General features: G+C 65.8%; 16 protein-coding genes and 1 tRNA gene. 3 read left to right on the top strand and 14 right to left on the bottom strand.

Features of this window, described 5'->3' with window-relative positions:
- Nucleotides 1-5 precede the first annotated feature (5 nt).
- Nucleotides 6-383, top strand: coding sequence for a hypothetical protein (locus Ate02nite_RS42015; RefSeq protein WP_203813524.1), 378 nt, complete (start codon nt 6-8; stop codon nt 381-383).
- 325 nt (nt 384-708) lie between these two features.
- Here Ate02nite_RS42015 and Ate02nite_RS42010 read toward each other — a convergent pair whose 3' ends face one another.
- The 9 genes from Ate02nite_RS42010 to Ate02nite_RS41970 form a co-directional block, all read right to left on the bottom strand.
- The gene (locus tag Ate02nite_RS42010; RefSeq protein ID WP_203813523.1) at nt 709-1,236 is read right to left on the bottom strand and encodes a Uma2 family endonuclease; all 528 of its coding nucleotides are present in this window, start codon (nt 1,234-1,236) and stop codon (nt 709-711) included.
- A gap of 4 nt (nt 1,237-1,240) precedes the next feature.
- Entirely contained in the window at nt 1,241-1,879 is a 639-nt protein-coding gene (locus tag Ate02nite_RS42005) for a recombinase family protein (RefSeq protein WP_239148111.1), read from the bottom strand.
- Nucleotides 1,880-2,121: 242 nt separating this feature from the next.
- The gene (locus Ate02nite_RS42000) at nt 2,122-2,838 is read right to left on the bottom strand and encodes a hypothetical protein (protein ID WP_203813521.1); all 717 of its coding nucleotides are present in this window, start codon (nt 2,836-2,838) and stop codon (nt 2,122-2,124) included.
- A gap of 229 nt (nt 2,839-3,067) precedes the next feature.
- Nucleotides 3,068-5,017 (bottom strand): hypothetical protein, encoded by a 1,950-nt coding sequence (locus tag Ate02nite_RS41995; protein WP_203813520.1) that lies wholly within the window; start codon nt 5,015-5,017, stop codon nt 3,068-3,070.
- Nucleotides 5,014-5,589: a hypothetical protein gene (locus Ate02nite_RS49265; RefSeq protein WP_239148110.1), complete on the bottom strand. Its 576-nt coding sequence runs from the start codon at nt 5,587-5,589 to the stop codon at nt 5,014-5,016. Before Ate02nite_RS49265 ends, Ate02nite_RS41995 begins: the two co-directional genes overlap by 4 nt.
- Nucleotides 5,586-6,854: a hypothetical protein gene (locus Ate02nite_RS41985; protein ID WP_203813519.1), complete on the bottom strand. Its 1,269-nt coding sequence runs from the start codon at nt 6,852-6,854 to the stop codon at nt 5,586-5,588. Before Ate02nite_RS41985 ends, Ate02nite_RS49265 begins: the two co-directional genes overlap by 4 nt.
- 407 nt (nt 6,855-7,261) lie before the next feature.
- Nucleotides 7,262-10,369, bottom strand: a complete 3,108-nt coding sequence (locus Ate02nite_RS41980; protein ID WP_203813518.1) for a type I restriction endonuclease subunit R — start codon at nt 10,367-10,369, stop codon at nt 7,262-7,264.
- Nucleotides 10,370-10,379: 10 nt separating this feature from the next.
- Entirely contained in the window at nt 10,380-11,474 is a 1,095-nt protein-coding gene (locus tag Ate02nite_RS41975) for a restriction endonuclease subunit S domain-containing protein (protein ID WP_203813517.1), read from the bottom strand.
- Nucleotides 11,475-11,556: 82 nt separating this feature from the next.
- Nucleotides 11,557-13,134 carry a type I restriction-modification system subunit M gene (locus Ate02nite_RS41970; protein WP_203813516.1) on the bottom strand — a complete coding sequence of 526 codons (1,578 nt, stop codon included), beginning with the start codon at nt 13,132-13,134 and terminating at the stop codon, nt 11,557-11,559.
- 1,140 nt (nt 13,135-14,274) lie between these two features.
- Here Ate02nite_RS41970 and Ate02nite_RS41965 point away from each other — a divergent pair.
- The gene (locus Ate02nite_RS41965) at nt 14,275-14,607 is read left to right on the top strand and encodes a hypothetical protein (RefSeq protein WP_203813515.1); all 333 of its coding nucleotides are present in this window, start codon (nt 14,275-14,277) and stop codon (nt 14,605-14,607) included.
- 349 nt (nt 14,608-14,956) lie between these two features.
- Here the strand turns inward: Ate02nite_RS41965 and Ate02nite_RS41960 are convergent, their stop codons facing one another.
- The 5 genes from Ate02nite_RS41960 to Ate02nite_RS41940 all read right to left on the bottom strand — a co-directional run bounded on the left by Ate02nite_RS41960 (nt 14,957) and on the right by Ate02nite_RS41940 (nt 17,328).
- Entirely contained in the window at nt 14,957-15,310 is a 354-nt protein-coding gene (locus tag Ate02nite_RS41960) for a hypothetical protein (RefSeq protein WP_203813514.1), read from the bottom strand.
- Nucleotides 15,311-15,354: 44 nt separating this feature from the next.
- Nucleotides 15,355-15,864, bottom strand: coding sequence for a hypothetical protein (locus Ate02nite_RS41955; protein ID WP_203813513.1), 510 nt, complete (start codon nt 15,862-15,864; stop codon nt 15,355-15,357).
- Nucleotides 15,865-16,025: 161 nt separating this feature from the next.
- On the bottom strand, nt 16,026-16,943 hold the full coding sequence (locus tag Ate02nite_RS41950) for a tyrosine-type recombinase/integrase (protein ID WP_203813512.1): 918 nt from the start codon (nt 16,941-16,943) through the stop codon (nt 16,026-16,028).
- The gene (locus Ate02nite_RS41945; RefSeq protein ID WP_203813511.1) at nt 16,936-17,166 is read right to left on the bottom strand and encodes a hypothetical protein; all 231 of its coding nucleotides are present in this window, start codon (nt 17,164-17,166) and stop codon (nt 16,936-16,938) included. The genes Ate02nite_RS41950 and Ate02nite_RS41945 overlap by 8 nt, the downstream gene beginning before the upstream one ends.
- Before the next feature lie 77 nt (nt 17,167-17,243).
- Nucleotides 17,244-17,328 (bottom strand) — tRNA-Leu (locus Ate02nite_RS41940).
- A 188-nt stretch (nt 17,329-17,516) separates the two neighbouring features.
- Here Ate02nite_RS41940 and Ate02nite_RS41935 point away from each other — a divergent pair.
- Nucleotides 17,517-18,980: a tetratricopeptide repeat protein gene (locus tag Ate02nite_RS41935; protein WP_275422998.1), complete on the top strand. Its 1,464-nt coding sequence runs from the start codon at nt 17,517-17,519 to the stop codon at nt 18,978-18,980.
- Nucleotides 18,981-19,013: the final 33 nt, after the last annotated feature.

Genomic DNA, 19,013 nt, shown 5'->3' with positions numbered 1-19,013 from the left:
CCACAATGTGCATCAGCGCTACCGCGACCGCCGAGACCGGCGTCACCCTCTCCATCCACCTCTCCCACGGCACGGTTTTCGTGGCACTCGACGAACGGTCCGTCGCTCGCCTGCTCACCTTCTTCGAGGCCCCGATAATCTTCACGGTCGGCACCATCCGCGTTGACGCCAGCGGTCACTACCCGGCTCTCGCCGGGCCTTGTTTGCACACGAAGCAGTTCCCGGTCACCGGCCTGACCCTCGAACGCTCCGCCGACGGTTACACGCTCCACGCCAACCTCGCCAAGGGGAACTTCGGCCGCCCGGATGGCCGGTCCCCGGCGCTGTACACCGTGCCCGCTAAGGAACTCCACCGGCTGCTGACCACAGCCGGCGGCCGGTGATCACCGGCGACACAATGGCCGCGGCCCGCCGGGAACCTGAATGTATCGGCCAGTGCTCGCTTCCAGGACATCTCGGCGCACGACGCCGTCCGGCTCGACGATCCACGTGGGTGGAATGCAGGCTTGCGGCATACTCGGCCAGCCGGTAGGCCGCCCGGGCATTCACGGCCATCACCTCGATGACGAGCACCAGGCGGTCGTCCACAGAGTCATACCCTGCCGACCTGGCGGACCTGCGCGGACCGTCCAGCGGCGCGGTCGGCCCCTACCGAATCGGCTGGCCTGGTCAGGACAGTTCGCCGCGGCGAGCCGCGGACCCCGGCATTCAGACACCGACGACGTCATCGAAGGCGTCCGGACCGCTGGACAGCAGATCGGCAAGCGGTAGCGGCCCCGCCGGGTCCGGCACGTACTGCCGACCACGGACGTCAAGAGCGTGTCGGAGCACGGTACCGTCCTCCTCGACGATCCAGTAGCGCAAAATCCCGGCTGCGGCGTACTCGCCCCTCCTGGCGACCTGGTCGAACGCTTCGGTCCCTGGAGCGACGACCTCCACGATCTGCAGCAACCCGTCCGTGGCCGCGTAACCGGACTGCACCGACCGCGGCGGCTTACCCTTCGCCCACACCGTCACGTCCGGCACCCGCGCACCGGCGGCGACCTTTATGGCGCAGGAAATGACGACCTGCTCGGGCGACAGCCCCTGGTCCATCAGCCAGCAGACCAGTCGGCTCACCGTCAGCGCGCGCTCGGGATCGCCCGCCGGCATGATCGACAACGCCCCGTCGGCGCTCAGTTCGTACCGGTGCGTTTCGTCAGCCGCCGCCATGGCGGCAAGGGCATCCAGGTCCACCGGCTTACATCCCGTCCGCCGCGGCCGATGCGGCTGCCTGGTTCAGGTACCGCTGCAGCGAGGTCTTCGGGACTCCAACCCGCTCGGCGACCTGCCGCACACTCAGCGCCGGGTCCTGCGCCAGCAGAACCTGCGCAACGGTGATCTTGTCCGCGCTGTGGGCCCTCTTCCGTCCAACTTGCTTGCCCCGCGCGCGGGCAGCCTCGCGTGCGCCGGCGGCCCGCTCGTTCAGGAAGATCCGCTCCCACTCCGCGAACAGGGAGATCAACGCGATGGTGATCGATCCCATTGCAGAGGTGTCCCGCGAATCAACCGGCACAGGGTCGGCGAGGCTGCGAATGTGGATGCCCCGCTCGCGGAGGTCATGAATCAAATTCAGACACTCACGCAAATTACGCCCGAGACGGTCCAGCGTATGTACGACAATGACATCTCCGGCACGGGCGAACGCCAGACAGGCTTTCAATCCTTCTCGATCCATCGTCCGACCCGACTTGCGGTCGACGAAGCACTGTTCGCCCGGAATGCCCTCACGGGCGGCAGCATCGAGCTGCCTGTCCAGACTCTGCTTTGTCGTGCTTATCCGGGCGTAAAAGAGCGAAAGTCCGGTTTGCGGCGCGGCCTGAGTCTCGGCGTTTGCCACAGGCACACTAGAGGGACGTACCAACGATCCTGTCACCATCAGACGCTACCGTCCCAGTTCCTTACGTTGCAACGACCGAGTGGGTCAGGCCGGTGGGCCAAGAAAGTGGGCCACTGCAACCTGCGGAAACGCAGCCCGCTGGTGCTCGCGCGACAGTGGCCCAATCCGTTGGAGATGGGCCAGTCGGAAACGGCGTGGCCGGCTCTCAGGCGCGATGAGCCGGCCACCCATTGCAGCCTCGATCAGTAGCAGTCGTCGCCGGGTGACGTGACCTCGATTCCGTCAACGTCGGTCTCGCCTTCGCATGGGTAGCCGGTGTCGTGCAACTCGCGGACGAACGTCTCGTACGCCTTGTCCGCCGAGTCGTAGTCGCGGTAACCGGTGAGTTCCTCCACAGGTCCTTGGTGCTCGACGGCGAACCACGTCGTCTCGTCGTATGGGTCGATGTACTCGACGAGACGGGTGAACTCGATGTAGTTCTCGTCGGCCGACCAGTCGGTTAGCCGGTACACGGAGTTCGCCTCCTCGATCGCCTCCGTGTAGAGGCGCAGTTGCTCAGCACCCAGGACATCAGACAGGCAGCGCTTGTCGAGCGTCGCCGCCAACATCTCCCGAAGGGTCTCGGCCGGCACGGTGTACAGCAGCGGGGTTTGTCCGTCGTCGCGGCCGTGGTAGTCCTGGTCGAGGTTCGCGTGCAGGTCGTAACCGGTCGGGGAACAGAAGACGGTCATGCCGGTGACCGTCGCGTTCTTTGAGCCCTGACGGCAGCTTTGTGCCAGGGGAAACGCGCCCTTCGCGCGCAGGACGGTGGCCGTACCGACATGAGCCTTGGGGTCGTCGATGAAGGAGAGCAACGCGAGCGCCTCCTTTCCGTCGAGCACCAGCGACGCGCTGTCCCCATCGAGGTGGACGAGGAAGGTGGTGCCGGAGGGGGCAGAGGTGGTGGCGGTGATACACATTTTGTTGACCTTTCGCAGTTCCGGACGGTTCTGAACTGCGCATGTCATCGGCAGGCCAACTGCTGGACCGAACCACGTGCTGATGTCGCACCTGCACGGCGGTGCGGCGCGGCGATGGTGGTCGGCGTTCACTCATCAGCGTGAATTCAGTGATTCGATGCACGGTAGGTCACCGGGCAGGCCGGCCTGGTCCAGCAGAGCGGCACCCAGGCGGCGAAGCCGGGGTCGGTTACCGCCCTCCCGGATCGGCCTGCTCCTGAGTGCTTTGCCCGAGGGTCTGCACTGCGTTGGGCCCTGGATGACTGACGGTCGCGACGGTCGGGTGTTCGTAGTCGAAGTCGAACTCGGCGAAGTCGCGCTCGACTTCGGCGGGCAACTCGTTGTCGGCGACGATCAGTTGCATCTTGCCGGGGAGGGCGGTCGCGAGGTCGTGCAGCCGCCGGTAGAGGGCGAGGGCAATTCCGGGGTTGCTGTTGAGAGCCATGCGTGGGCTGTCGATGAGCAGGAATGACGGGTAGTAGGTGTCGCCCCGGCTGACTACGACGTAGAGGATGGACGTCCAGTAGGCGATCTGGACGGCGGTGATGATGCCGCCGCCCCGGCTGATCTTGGTGTACGGCTCGCCGTTGAGGATCGGCAGGTAGTTGGTCGGGTGGATGTACGCGGTCTTGATGGCGGGTACGCCGATGGTGCTCAACGCCCTGTTGAACTCGGTGTTGAGGTCATCGATGATCGAGCGTCGTCGCTGTTCGAGGGCTTCCTCGTGACGTGCGATCTCGGCACGGACTCTGTCCCGCTCGGCCGTCAGGCGCTCTTCGGCGGTGGTGATGTCGTCGACGCGGTCCCATTGCCGGAGAACCTGTTCCAGTTCGCGCTGGCGTGCCCGCGCGTTGGCGAGGGTGGTGTAGGCGTCGGTGAATGCCTGCAGGCGGGGGGTCACCCGGGCGGACGTGCGCCGCTCGATGTCGAGGGTGAGGGTCTTGACCAGGTTTTCGCGTTCGGCGACGGCGTCGTTGACGGCGCTGAGTTGCTCGGTGATGGCCCGCAGTTGGTCGTCCATCTCGCGGAGTTGGTCAGCTAGTTGCCGCTGTTCGTAGAGATCCTCGGGGGGGTCGGCGGTGACGGGGTCGTGTTGCAGGCATACCCGGCAAGCGCCGTCGGGTACTGGCCGGCCGGTCAGCGACTGCAGGCATCGGGGGCAGGTGACGAACTCGATGTTGGCGATGCGGTCGCCGGCGTCGCGCATGCGGTTGAGTCGGGCGAGGTCGCCTTCGACGCGGCGTCTCTCGGTGGTCAGTTCTCTGGACTGCCGGATCAGGGAGGTGACGGCTGCTTTGGCTTCCGCGCGCCTGTCCTCGGCGTCGTTGAGCAGGTCACGCATTACCTGGGTCTCGCGGTCGGTGACCGGGTTGATCTCGTCGCGGAGCAGCCGTAGCGCGGCCTCGGCTGCGATCTGTTCGTTGGCGGCGTCGCCGACGGCGTTGAGCGCTTCCTCTTTGCTGGTGGTGTTGGTGGTCGCCAGGAATTCCCGGATCGTCGCGGTCGCACGTTTCGCCCCGTCGACCTTGCCGTTGAGGATGGTGGCTTCCGAGCGCAGGGCTTGCAGGTTCTCGTCGGTCAGGCCGAACAGCAACTCGAAGACGGCCTTCCGTTTCGGCGCGAGGTACTGGTCCTGGCTTCTGGCGATCTCACGGTTCATGTCCGACTGTGGGACGTAGAGGTAGGAGAAGATGTCGGCGAAGGTGATCCGTGAGCCGGGTTTCGTGCTGTTGGTGGTTCTGGCGGCGGCGCGCATGTCGTCGGCGAAGCCGAGCGCTTGCATGAGCAGCGCGGACAGGTTGGGGCTCCGATCAAGGTCGGTGCTGTGGTCCGGTAGCCGTTCCTGACTCTTGAGATCGGTGACCCTGACGTTGCGGCGTTTGCCGGGGTCGATGCTGCGGACGAGCAGGTAGCGAGCGTCGCCGATAGTGACGTCGACGCTGACGTCGTGCACGGATTCGGTGAATACGGAGGCAAGCATCCCGTCGCAGCCGAAGCCGTATTTGACTGCCTCCAGCAGGCTTGTCTTCCCGACGCCGGTCGGGCCGGCCAGGATGGTCAGGTCCGCGGGGAAGGCGTACCGGGTCGGTCCGTCGACGGTGTCGAGGGTGACGGAGTTGAGCCGAAACGTCGTGGTCACCGGATCACCTGTCGATGCGGTCGGTCCATGAGGTCAGCGAGCCTCTGGTAGATCAGATCCTTCAATGTGTTACCGGTTAGGCCGCTCGACGCTTCGGCGATGGCCTGGCTGCGATCGGCGACGTCCGCCCATTGGTCACTGGCGGCCATCTCGGCGGCGAGCGTCTTGCCTGCGGGGGTGGGGACGAGCGCGACGCTGCTTCTGACCCCGCGGGTGTAGCGCAGCAGGCCGCGGCCGACGAGCGCGCCGATGATCGCGTAGTACCGGTCGTCCCAGGGGCCGTACTTGTACCGGGTCATCGGTGCTTCCACCGCGGTCGGGTCGTGGATGTCCTCGTCGGCGAGGTGCAGCCGCTGATCGTGCGGGTCGAGCGGGTCGAGGACCACGCTGGCTAGGGCTGGGTAGCGCAGCAGGAAGTCCAGTTTTGCCAGTTTGGTCAGGCCGTCGAGTTTGCGCTTGTGTCCTTGCTCGGCGGCCACCGCGGTGACCAGCAGCAGGACGCGGGCTTGGTGGTAGGCGAGGTCCTCGCGCAGCAGAGCCAGTTCGAGGGCGTCCGGATCTTCCGTGATCACGAGCCTGCTCCTTCCGCTGGCCGTCGGCGCGCCTGCTCGGAGGCGATGTCGAAACTGTCGCTGAACCAAACCTTGCAACGATTGGACAGTTCGCAGAGCCCGCCGAGGGCCAGGTCGGCGTCCATGTCGACCGGGAGCGTGTCCTGGTGCTGGTCGAGGTCGGCTTCGAGTTGCCGCCACAGGTCAGCACCCCACCGGCCGGCCGGCTTCTTCACCCGGTCGGTGGCGGCGTCGCTGATCCGCAGCAGCAGACGGTGCAGCCGCTGTTGCCGGGTACGCGCGCTCGGGTCGGCAGCCAGCGGATCACGCCAGAAGTCCGTGTAATCGGCACGTAACTGCTCGGCGCGTTCCACGGTGTTGTCGGTACAGCCTCCGACCTCCATCTTGATCGCCAGCCGGCTGGTGCGCATCAGGCGCGGCAGCGGGGCAAAGCCGGTCGGGTTGGCGATCGCGGTCCGGATGGCCAGGTCGATGTCGGTGAGCGTGACGATGCGGCTGGCCAAGTCTGCCTCGAACACGGCGGGTGTCGGCGATGCAGCACCCACAGGGTCGGCGAGGACTGGCGGGAGTCCGCCGATCGGGGTTGGTCCGGCGGCGCGCATGCGCGCCCGGAACACGGCGAGTACGGCCTCCCACACCGAGCCAGCGGGAGCGGTGCTGCCGAGCCGGTCGAGAACCGGCTGCGCGAACATCGCCGGCGCGGCGTACGGCGCGTACTTGCGGGGCACGCTGTCCTGGAACGTGAAGATCGACAGGAAGCGGATGATCTGCTGCCGGTGGTCGGCTGTCGGAATCGACTCCGGCGGGCCGCCGTTAGGTGATGTCCAGCGCTGCGGGAGGCCGTCGCAGTGCTTCAACAGCGCGCGACCGAAGCCGGTAAGGAGTTCCTCCTGCTCGGGATCGGGCAGGAACGGTTCGCCGTCGAGACGGCGCTGCCGCGCGGTCACGGCGATCTCCACCAGTTTGTGGGCGCGGTCGGAGGCTCCGGCGGTGGTGACCAGCCGGCAGGTGGGCTTCTCGCCCATCGTGAGCCACCGGTTGAACAGGTGCGCCACGCCGCCGTCGTCCGCGAGGGAGTTCAGGGTGCTGTAGGCACCGAACGGAAGACCGGGATGCTTGGCTGAGACGAGTTCCGCGTCCTCGTCGCGGAGGGCGACCCAGTCCTCGTGGTGCTCGCAAACGACCCGGGTCGTCCCGGAGGAGTTGAAGTTGCCGCCGGGGTCGAGTGCATCGAGATATAGGCGGAGCCCGTCGGCGGTGGCCATGACCGCCTGCCACTCGTACTGGTCAGCGGTCCGCGCACCGGCGTCATCCGGTGGTGTCTTCGTCAGGACGAGGTCAGCCGCCGAAGGCTCATCGTCACCAGCGCGCAATGGCCACCTGCACAGCATGGAGTAGTTGTCGCCGCACTCACCGTTTGATGATTGCTCGGCAGAGTTTGCCCGATCACAGCGCGTCGATCAGCGAACTGTCGCCTAGGCGACAGAACCGTCCACGAAGGACCCCTGCGAAGACCCGGTCGCCGTCGGGGGCGGCGTTCCTGGGTGCTGGCGAATGCAAGCGGTTCAACTCAGACGCGTCTGGCGAGGCCACCCACGTGCGCTCGCCCTGCCCGTAGCGAATCGCTGAACCACACCTTCGGCCAACCGGACCACCGGAACCCGGCGATTCGTCAGTCAACGAGGTAGTGGGCCTCGATGTAGGCGACGGTGGAGTCGTACGGCTCCCCGACCGGCTTCAACAGGTACTTGCGGAAGACCGCGGCGGTGGCGCGGCGAACCCCTCGGTTGCGGGCGTCCGCGTTGTCCCACGACTGGGCCAGGGTCCGGGTGACCACCTGGTCGATCTCCTCCGCCAGATTCCGCTCCGTGATGCTCAGGCCCGGCGGGGCGTGGTCACGGATGATCCGCGACAGCACGCCTACGTGGTCGTCGTCCAGCACGACGACGGCTTCATCGGGGTTCTTGCCGGCGTTCACGATCGCCTTCGCGATCCGGAGCGCTTCCGCCAGGAACTCCAGGGCATCCTGGGCATTCTGGATGATCCGGTCCCGCAGCATCCGGATGCGTTCCGCGAGCGCGGTGTACTTCGCGGACCCCTGCTCGACGTCCTTGTCGAGAGCGGCCTTGATCTGGTCAAGGATCTCCCGCGGCGACGGCGGCGTCTTGTCCTCGCCGCCACCTTTGCCGGTCCTGGGGCGGACGAGCGCCATCAACTCCTTGAGCACAGCGATGCCCTGAGCATCCAGAACGAGGGCTTCCTCCTGGGTAGCGACCACGGAGAAGGAATGCACGTGCGCGTTGATGATCTCCAGGACCATCGGCCCCAACAGACTCAGCCGTTCCCTGCGCTCCTCGTCGGAGGACTTCTTGAACAAGGTGGTGTACACGGAGCCGAACAGTGCGAAGCCGTCCTGGTACTTGGTGATCCGTCTGTCGGTGCTGATCAGCGGGTACAGCCGGGCCAGGAGCCGATAGTCCCGCGAGAACACCTCCGCCGCACCGGGGTTGGCGTCCAGGAACGTGTTGATCGCCCGTACGGACTCGTATCCGTGAACGGTGAGGTCGAGGTCGTCCACGTCCGCGAGTTGGTCCTCGATGCGGGCGAAGGTGGAGCGGAACTCCGCGACGAACTCGGTCACATCGGTGACGAACCCGCCGCCGCCCTCGCCGGCGTCGTCCGCGGTGGGGTCGACGATGGCCCGCTGGACCTCCTCGGCCAAACCGATGTAGTCGACCACCACCCCGCACGTCTTCACGAACCCGGCCGGGGACACCCAGGTACGGTTCGGCCGGGTAATCGCCTGGAACAACGAGTGGGCCTTCATCGGCTTGTCCAGGTACAAAGCACCCTCGTTCGGGGCATCGAAACCAGTCATCAGTTTCGCGGTCACCACCAGGAAGCACAGCGGGTCGTCCGGGGAAAGGAACCGCCGCTTCTGCTCCTCCTCGTCGGCCTCCGAGAGGCGGTAGGGCCGCATAGCCGGGTCCTCGTCCTTGGCGTCGGAGACCGAGATGTTCACCTCGGCGGTGATCCGCTCGTGCCTGCCGACCTCGGCGAGCACCTGTGACGCCTCGAACCCCGCCAGCAACTCGTTGATCTTGTCCGTGTACGCCACCGCCAACTCGCGGTTATAGGCGACGACCTGCGCCTTGAGACCATTGCGGTATGCACCGGCCAGGTAGTGATCGACGATGTCCTGACACACCGCCTCGATGCGATCGGGGTTGGAGAACACGGAGGTGAGCCGGCCGAACTTACGAGACAGGGCCTCGCGGTCCGGGTCGTCGATGTCGAAGTCGTCACCGAACTGGTCGAACTCGGCCTGCAGTTCCTCATCGTCCATCTCGAACGAGACCGGGTGAGGGTCAAGCATGACTGGCACCGTTGCCTCGTCCTGCAGCGACCGGGTCACCGAATACCGGTGCAACACCCGGCCCGGGTCGCGCTCGTCGCCGAACAGCGCGAAGGTGTCGGTCGAGAGATTCCGTACCGGCGTACCCGTCATACCGAAGAACTTCGCATTCGGCAGCGCTGCGCGCATCTGACCGGCCAGCGAGTCCGCCTTGACGATGACCTTTCCACCTTCACGGACGGCGGACTGCGTCCGGTGCGCTTCGTCGACCATCACGATGATGTTCCGGCGCGTCGACAGGTTCTTGCCGGCATCAGCGAACTTGTGGACCGTCGTCGAGATCACGCCACGCACGTCGTCGGCCAGCAGCGAACGCAACTCCTGGCTGGTAGCCGGCTGATGGAAGTAGGCGTGCCCCATCGCGGAGGTGAACACCCCGGAGGTCTGCCGGACGAGCTGCGTCCGATCCGACAGCAGAATGATCGTCGGCGAGTCGGTGCGGGTGTCGGCCAGCAACAGCGACGCGGCGAACACCATCAACAGGGTCTTCCCGGAGCCCTGGTGATGCCAGATCAGGCCCTTCGACCCCTCGTCCAGAACCCGCTGGTGGATCAGGTGCGCGGCCTCCATCTGGGGATAGCGAGGCAGGTACTTCTTGTCCGCCCCGCCACCGGAGGTGTCGAACAGCGCGAAGTTCGCCAGCATGTCCAGGACCGTCGCCGGTCGCAGCAACAATTCAACTGAGCGCTGCACGTCGTCCTGACCTGACAGGGACTCGTCGTCTGCCGTTGACCGGAACGGCTGCCACTCGTTTGTGGGCGCACCGGCAGCCCCGAACCGCAGTTTCAGCCCGTCGGTCGCGACGGCGAAGACGTTCGGGGTGAAGAACCACGGATATTCGGTGGCATACACGTTGTTGATATCCCGGGCGGCCTCCGCCCACCCGGACTTCGAGGTCGGCGACTTCACCTCGACCACCACCAGCGGCAGCCCGTTGACCCAGTACACCAGGTCAAACCGGCGAGGAGTCTTGCCCGGGACGGTGATCGTGACCTCGTCCGACACGACCAGCGAGTTGTCGTTCGGACACTCGAAGTCGATGACCTTCAGAGCCTGCCACGCCCCGTCGGCGTCCCGGAACTCCTGAAGCCCGCGCAGCAGGTGCATGACCTGCTCATTGGCGCGCACCAGCCCGCCCTCGACCGCGTTCACCGCGGCGACGATCTCCCCGACAACCGCGTCGACGTCGAACGCGTCGATCACACCCGGGTTGAGACGCACGATCGCGTCACGCAACTCGCTGACAAGCACCGTCTGCGTCGTCTCCCGCGGCAGCGCCCTGCCCGCAGTGAAGGTCCAGCCCATCGGCAGAGACCACTGGATCAACAGGTTCTGAAACTCACGCTCCCGAATGCCCTTCGCCACGGCCCAGACCTTACCCGGCGGACTCAATCTCGATGGTCCGGTCCAACAGCCCTGAGAGCAGTCCCAGGCGCAGGGAGCGGAGGCGCAAAGCCTCGGCTCGGGCCGCGACCACGACGTCGCTCACGGCGTCAAGTTGATCTGCGATCTGCTCCTGCGTCGCGACGTCCGGAAGTTGCACCGGCATCCTGACCGCTCGCATAGCAGTGATGTGCTTGATGTTGGTTCCTCCCGCGATATCGAGGAACGTTCCCGACTCGTAGGCCCACTGACACCAGTGATTCACGAACGCCGGGATGCTGACTCCTCGGATAGCCCGAAACCGCATGAGAGTCTTCTGGAAACAGATCGGTTCAGGTAGTTCTCCGCGCCACATCGCCGACATTCCAACTGCGGAGTGGCTTGCACTCCCTTCGGACACGAGCACATCGCCGGGCACTAAGCCGAAGACCTCGCGTTCGGTCGGATCGAAATTCATTTCCAAGACGTCGGACAGATTGAGTGCTCCGTAACCCACGTTCGCGGAGCGCAGGTACGGCGTCATGTAAGGCCCCGCAGCGTACTTCGGCGCACGCTGCCGCCCCATAGTGATCTCGAAAGCCTGGTCAGCGCGGACAACCGGAGTGTCCAGGCCGGTAATCAGGTGGGCGCGAAAACACCGCAGAACCGCCGTCAGCGCCGTCGCCTCAGCGTCCAGCGCAGCGATCTGCTTATCGACGGCTCGCACGACCTCAATGATGCGCGCTTGAACATCGAGCGGCGGTACGGGAACCGTCCATGCCTCGAAGTCGTCTTCCTTCCATCGAGCGCGCCCCTCGGAACCTGCACGCACCGCCCCGATCCGGCGCAGCACGTCCGGCTGTTGGAAGTGAAGGATCAGGAAGTTGGCGTCCATCTGCTCCGGATCTACTTCGTAGAGCGGGAACTCATTTGTCGCCAACGCACCATCTAGCCCGGCGGCAACGACATCGAACGCGCCCTTCTGGGTGTCGATCCGGTTGAACGTGAAATCTCCTTGGCGAGCCCTATACAGGACTTTTGCCTTGACAGTTTCAGTCGTTGCGACGCCTCTGTCGTACGCCCCCTTGCCGTACCACCGCACGCCCATCGTGCGATATTGAACGCCGGACTCTAGGCGAACTACCTCCCGCCGCTGGCGGGCGATCTTCCCGGCGGGGAGGTACCGCCATTCATTCATCGAAGCCCTCGATCCCGGCCTCGGCGAGAACAACAAGCATGCGCTGTTCACTCTTCTGACGCTCGGCTCGGGCGATGTTGTAGGCGTCGATGAGGGTACCGAGATCTTGCTGCTCGGCGGCGGCCTGCTTAATGTAGCGGCCGATGTTGAGGTCGTACCCGTTGGCAACGATTTCCGCGGTAGGTGCGAGACGTACCGCTAGGCCGCCATCACCGTCGGGGTCAACTGGCCTGCCGTCGGCGTCGAACTTCGAGTGGTAAGCCGTCACCGTGTCGGCGATGTCCGCCTCGGTGAGAATGTTGCGGTTCCTGCCTTTGGCGAACCTCTTGGAGGCGTCGATGAACAGCACGCCATGCTGCCGCTCAGGGGCCTTGGTGCCGGCCGCCCGGAACACCAGGATCGCCGTCGGGATGCTGGTGTTGTAGAACAGGTTGGCGGGCAGGCCGATGACGGCTTCGAGCAGGTCGTCATCCAGGACGCGTTGGCGGATGATCGCTTCTTGGCCGCCGCGGAAGAGGACGCCGTGGGGTAGGACAACGCCGGCGCGGCCCTTCTTCGGGTCCATCGAGGCGATCATGTGCTGAACGAATGCCCAGTCCGCTGACGCCTGCGGTGCGACCGCACCGATGGCGCGTGGGTCCTTGGTCCAAGGCTTCCACTTTAGGCTGTAAGGCGGGTTGGCGACGATCACGTCAAACTGTGCGATGGACCCGTCCGGCTTCTTGAGACGCGGGTCCTTCAGGGTGTCGCCGACCTCGACCTGGAACTGGGTGAGGTTGTGCATGAACAGGTTCATGCGGGCCACACCGGCGGTGTCTGCAACGGCTTCCTGCCCATACAGTTTCAGGGTGTAGCCACGCTTGCCCCGGGCCTTCAACAGATTCGCGGACGCGATGAGCATGCCGCCCGACCCGCAGGCCGGGTCGTACACCGACTCGAAGTTGTTGGGGTCCAGGACCTCGACGATCAGTTCGACGACCTCGCGCGGGGTGAAGAATTGGCCAGCGCGGGTGCCGGACCCGTCCGAGAATCGCTTCAGCAGGTACTCGTAGGCCCCGCCGAGCACGTCGTGGCTCATGTTGCCCTCGTGCATCTTCGGGACGCGGTCCATCGCCTGCATGACCGCCGCGAGCACTTCCCCCGAGAGCACCTCTTCGGCGGTCCAGGTCATGGACCCGAAGATGCGGGAGAACTTGTCCGGGTTGGCCGTCTCGATGGCCTGCAGCGATGCGCGGACGCGCTTGCCGAGCCCGGGCTGGGTGATGGTGGCGAGGATGGACGACCACGAGGCTCGCCGCTCCTGGACAGTGCCGCGGTAGATGACCGGGATCTCGAAACTCTGGTAGTCGCGGTACTCGATCTCGCGGGCTTCCTCGACGGAGAGGCCGCCCAGAAGGTCGTCGTTCTCGGCAAGAAACTGCTGGTGCTGGTACTCACCCTGGTCTGAAAGCCACTTCCAGAACATCAACGGAAAGACCACCGTCGAGTACTGCGCTTCAGGCATCGCCACGCGCAGTTCGTCGGCGGCGTCCCACAGCCTGCTCTCGATCTCCTGCTGGGTCACTGCCATAAGTCGGGACGTCCTTGCTCGTCGGAGGGGAGAGACCCGAGGGCCGCAGCGTTCCTGCTGATCGCCCTGATCAGGTCGTGCTGGCGCGGATACGCAGCGCGCGTCTTCCCGGGCGAACACATGCGCGGCAGTTTAGTTCCCGCGCTGCACGGCGGCGTCATCGGCGCGCGGTCCATTGAGTCGGCCAACGTGCGACGCACTCACGAGACGCCTTGGATCAGGCGCTCGATCGGCCTGTCTGCATCCAAGAAAGTCGTCGCCGCAACGCCCTCGTCGAACAGCGGTTGCCGAGCGACTTGTCGAACACTTCGAAGCCGACGCCGGGCTCCGGACCGCCCCGGCGGGCGGGGTGTTCAGCACCGAAGGAAAGTCGAGCACCCGAAGCAGATGTAGCGGCCCGACCACCTTGGGTGATCGGGCCGCTACATCTGCTATGTCATGTCGCGCCACCCCCGACCTGCGGGTCGGCGGCGCTGCTCACGGCCGGTTGCGGCGGGGCCGCATCAATTGGGCCGGGCTGAGCCGGTGCGGGAGCCTCGACTGGGTCGGGGTCTCCTCCTTTGGACGAGATCTTGATTCGGACCGCAAAAGGTTTCCAGTCGATCTCGACGTCTCGCAGATCCTTCCCCATCCGCCGTACGCAGAGGTACGCGAGAAGAACAAGGAGCGTCAGGACCGTGAGGGAGGCAACCGTCGCGATCGCGCCGGCGTCTCCCACTCTTGCGTCCTAGCGGGCGGTACTGGGCTTCATATAGAGGCCCCTTCGGTTGCAGGGACGGAATAGCAGCGATGATCGTGCCCAGACTCAGGGTCACATCAAGCCACTGGCAACTTCGTTGGTGACGAGCAAGGTATGCCCCAACAAAGTTGGGCGGTCCGCGGACGGGGCCGCCCCAAAAGGCGGGCCGTTGCTCGTCACCTCACCCTCTACCGGGGCGTTGCGCCCATTCGGCATACAGGGTGATCCGAGTGCTAACTCCGCACCCGGTCGGTCGCCGGCGGGACGTTGCGTACCGCTCGGCTTCGGCGGCTCCATCCCCCGTTGCGGCGTCAGGAGTGCCATGACCATGATGCCCGATCCATGCCCAAGATCGGAAATTCAACGCGACCCATGGAGGAGTGCGATCTAGGCTCCTTTCCATGGATCAACACGTCGCCGACGCCGCGGCGGCCGACGGTAATGCGGCGACCGCGCCGACGGCCGATCTCGCCGCGATCCGCGCCGCAGCCCGCACTCTTGGCCTTACGCCGCTCGCCGTCGAGACGCTGATCGAGGGAGCCCGGCGTGCCGGCGTGCCGTGCGGTGCCTGGGCGAGTACGGCGGTCCTTATTCATGACCAGATGGAACGAGAGGCCGACCGGGCCTGGCCGGAGGCCGAAGCAAGCCACATTGCTGCCGCGGCCAGGTGGCACGCGAGCCTCGACTCCGCGGACGCCGCCGCCCTCCGAGCGTTCGACGCACACTGGCCCTGACCTACCGCTGCTCGGGCACCACAGCCCTGCGGGCACGCACGGAGCGCCGAGTACAGCCCGGAACTCCGGCCGCAGGGTGCTGGTCTCATCGACTACCCACTCCATCAGCCTGGTCAGGCCCGACGTTGTGACACCCGTGACCTTGGCAGCCAGGTAGAGCCACTCGGCTGCCGGCCACTCGAATGTTGGCTTGGGCCGCCAGTTCTTACCGCTACCGACCTGGTACTGCGACCCTTGCCTGCATGCCACTGGCCGATCGCCGGTCCCCGAAGTCTCATGACGATCATGGGAGCACTTCGTATGGACAAAAAGTAATACAACCTGGCAGATCAGGCGTGTCGATGAACAGTTAGCCCAGATGCGGGTGAGCGTCGCGCCACCGCTCCGCGATCGGTCCGGGCAGGAGCGGCATGAAATCGTCCGCAGCGAGTTCGAGGATTTCGGCTGAAAGGTAATCGGCCAGATCCGCGGGCTGTCGAGCGTGCCGGATCACGGCGAGGCAGTAGTCGCGTCGGTCCACCCGGCTTGCCAGGTCGTAGACGCGCCACGGTGCCGCCGGGTCAACGACAGGCTGTTCGAGCTGGCGCTTACCCACGGCTGACCCACCATGCAGGTCGTCCAAACTCGCCGGGGGCGGCACCGTGAATCCGCCACCCGGAGCCCCTATCCACCTCACCATGGTCACGCCCTCCTTCGTGATCATGGACGGAACCACGAAGGAGGCGTATCGCACAAGCGTTCGATGGATCAGGTCTCCGAAGTCGTGTCGATCTCACCGTCGGGCTTGACGAGCCCGGCGATCCGCTCGGTCGCCTCGTCCGCGTCTGCCTGCGGCGGCTGATCCGTAACCCGGTCCGCAGCCTCGGTCAGGTCGTCCGGGTGCGTCAGCCCGACCTTCGGTGGCCTCGGCGTCCCCTCGGTCTCTAACCCGTCCAGCATCATCTTCGCCCGCTGAAGCATCTGCGTCGCCAGCATGATGAGGTCTCGCGCCACCCGGGCCGTTTCGTCAGTGTCCTTGGGCGGCTCCTGGACCGGCCGGGTGCACCGGCTACACCAGCAATAGTCTCCGTGACCTGGTAACCCGGTCTCCGGATCGTCCCCGGGAGCAGCCTGTGCGCCACGCTGCTCCCGGTTGACATGCTGTTCGAGCCAGTAACCGGCGAGCGTCTCCGGACTTACGTCGCGACGGCGGGCGGCGGCACGGACGGTCGCGAAGACCTCGTCCGGGAGGTCGATCTGGATGATGGTGCGAGCCAACGCGTGCTCCTCAAGATCGGCAGGAAGATGGCTGACCGGATCATTGCTCGCGGGTACGACAACAAGCCGAGAAACAGCCTGGCCGACGCCCCGGGGAGAGGGGTGCCGGCCAGCCGCCTACCTCGATAGTCATCGGCAGGTTCTGCCTGCCGTCGTACCTGTTACCGGCCTCCGTACTGGCCCGGTTCGCTCCAGTCGATGCCGATCGGCACGAAACCGTCCGGAACCAGCGGATGCGGCAGCCCGAACGTCACGGTGAACGCCCAGCACACGTCCTTGAGGTTGTACCTGCCGGCGTACGTGGCAGTGGCCCCGATGCCGCTCAGTTTGTGGCCGGCAAACGCCGCCGTCAGGCCCATCGACTTCGTGACCCGCTCGACCTTCGACAGGGTCGTATGCCGCAGCCAGTGTGCCGAGACACCTAACTCGTTGGCCCAGTCCAGGTCCCGCTTGATTCGGTTGAACAGGCCGTCGTTCTTGCGGCGAGTCCACGTGTAGAGGATGCAGTTGTCGGACAGTAGCCAGTCCAGCATCATGCTGCTGATGGGCTGCTCTCTGATCTTCGACCCCTTCTCATCGAGGATCACCACCTGGGTTGCCCGCTTGACCTTCTGCGGCGTCATGTTAAGCAGGCCCTCACGCCGACACCCGGTCTCCTGGTAGAAGCGGAGGATGCCGGTCTCGTCATCAGTGACGACCTGGTACATCTCCTCGACGTGCAACTCGTCGATCGGCCGCCGCTTGCTCTCCTGCCTGGGCGGCTTCTCCAACTCCTTCGCCGTGTTCCTGGTGATCAAGCCGTTCTTGATCGCGATGTCGAACATGCGGCGGACCGCAGACACCGCGTGCTCGCCTGCGCTGGCCCCGTTGACCGAGGTGCGCCGGCGGACTGCCGTAGTCATCGCCCACTGGCGGTACTCGACCAGATCGTCGTAGGAGAGCAGGTCCAGCGGGGTGTCGCCCCAACGTGAGGCGAGCAGTTCGAGCGGATGCCGGTACAACTGCTCGGTGGTCGGGGCGAGCCCTCGTAATGTCGGCTCGACGCGTTCACGGACGGTCGGGACTCTGCGCCTAGGCATCGTCAGCCGCCTGCAGGTTGCCGGTCACCGTGATCGTGATCAGGGTGCCCGGAGGCCACGGCAGCGGCTCGCTCAGAGCGCCGCCATCGACGACCATCCGCTTGACTGCGAGGCCGCGGATCGCTGGCAACGGTTGCGACTCGGGTACAACGCCGCGTTGCAACTGTCCGTGATCGACGGCCTTTTTTGGGGTCGGCTGACCGGCCGGTGAGAAACGGGGCATGCCCACTCCTTCGGGCGATTTCTCGCCCGTCTTAGGGGTTCATGCCGTCGCTAAGACACTTTGAAACGGTTTAACTGTGTCCGGAGGGGGACTTGAACCCCCACGCCCGATAAAGGGCACTAGCACCTCAAGCTAGCGCGTCTGCCATTCCGCCACCCGGACCTGCACTGCAACCCTACCGGCGGAAACACCCGGTTTTCCACCGGGTATCGCCGGCCCGGCGGGCCGCACAGGAGAGAACTGTACACGGCCCTCACCGGGGGTCGCAGGGAGGGTGGGGGTGCGACATTCCGGGGCATACAACCGCCCATTCGCCCCCGGTCTGGCGCCCAAGGGACGTACCGGGCAGCATGGCGGGCGTGTCTCAGCCCTCTCCGCTCCTGCCCGCTCGGCAGCGTGCGCAAGCCCTTGCCGACTCAGGGGATCTTGCGGGTGCGCGGGCTGTGCTCGAGCGGGCGGTCGAGTTGGGGAAGGCCAATCTCTCCGAGGACGATCCGGACGTTCTTCGCACCGCCTATCAGCTTGGCGCGGTCCTGCAGCAGGCTGATGACCCGACCGCCGCTCGGCGGGTCCTCGAGGAGGCCTATGCGGCGGGGCTCTGGCGGCTCGGTGACTCCGATGCGCTGATGCTGGAGATCTCGCACGACATCGGGGTGGTCGCCGAGGAGCTCGGCAATCGCCATGAGGCGCGCAAGGCCTTCGCCCGGGTGGCTGAGCTGGGACCCGCCACGCTGGGTGGGGGGCATTGGGCGGTCGCGCGGGCGCGGGCTTATCTCGGTCAAGATCCGCAAGCAGATGTACGCGGTCTCGACGCCGAACAAACGCAACCGGCACCGTCCCTGCCGGTGGATCCCCATGTCGCCCCGTGGCAGCCCCGGTTCAGCTCCAGCAACCCGGAGCCGGCGCCCACCGAGGAGCCGACCACCGCCCTGCACCTCAACCCCGAAAACCCCGAACCACCCCCGTTCCAGGCCGCGAACGACCCGACCACCACCTTCCCGGCGATCAACCCGAACGTCCCCGCACCCCGCCGGCCCCACCCGGCCGACGACCGGGACGCGACCGGCGACACGGGTGCGGGCGGCGAAACCAGAGCTGGCAGCGACCCCGACGCAAACCGCGGCGCAGGCACGGGCGCAAACGCCGCGAACGCCGGCACCCTTCAGCCCTCCGACGGGGAGAACCGGCAGGTCTGGACCGGCCGTGACCTTCAGCCGCTCCACCCGGTAGAGGAGGCGACCGCCCTCCACTCGACCATTACGCCCCGGAGCGATCCGCCGGCCCCGGTGCCTCAGCAACGCTACGACCTTCAGCCGGCGATTATCTACCCCGACTCGCCCGGACCAGGGTGGGGACACAACGGACCAACCCCGGCGTACATCCTGGATCCGGCGAGCGCTCCACCGTCGTACCAAAAGCGGGGTTTGGGGATCTTTGCGGCTATTGCCGCGGTTCTGGCGGCGGTCATTGCGGTGGCCGCGCTGGTTTTTGTTCTTGCCAATCGGTCGAGTGACGACGGTGACAACCCGGATGTGCCAACTCTCGGGGGATCGCCACCCACCGCAGTGGTGCTCAAGGACAGTGGCGCGCGCATCGTGGTCAGCTGGAAGGACCCGACCCAGGGGTCCGTTTCGTTCCTGGTGGCGATGGGGCATCCGGGGGAGCAGCTCAAGCCGGTCACCACGCTCGGACCTGGGCAGACGTCCTATGAGATCAGTTCGCTGAACCCGACGCTGAACTACTGCTTCGCGGTGGTCGCGGTCTACCGGAACAACCAGTTCGCGACTTCGCAGCAGGCTTGTACCAACCGGTGATGATCACGCTCGGCAATCAGAGTTATCCACAAC

It is taken from the genome of Paractinoplanes tereljensis (assembly GCF_016862435.1).
GTDB lineage: Bacteria > Actinomycetota > Actinomycetes > Mycobacteriales > Micromonosporaceae > Actinoplanes > Actinoplanes tereljensis.
This window is presented reverse-complemented; position numbering and strand designations above follow the sequence as displayed.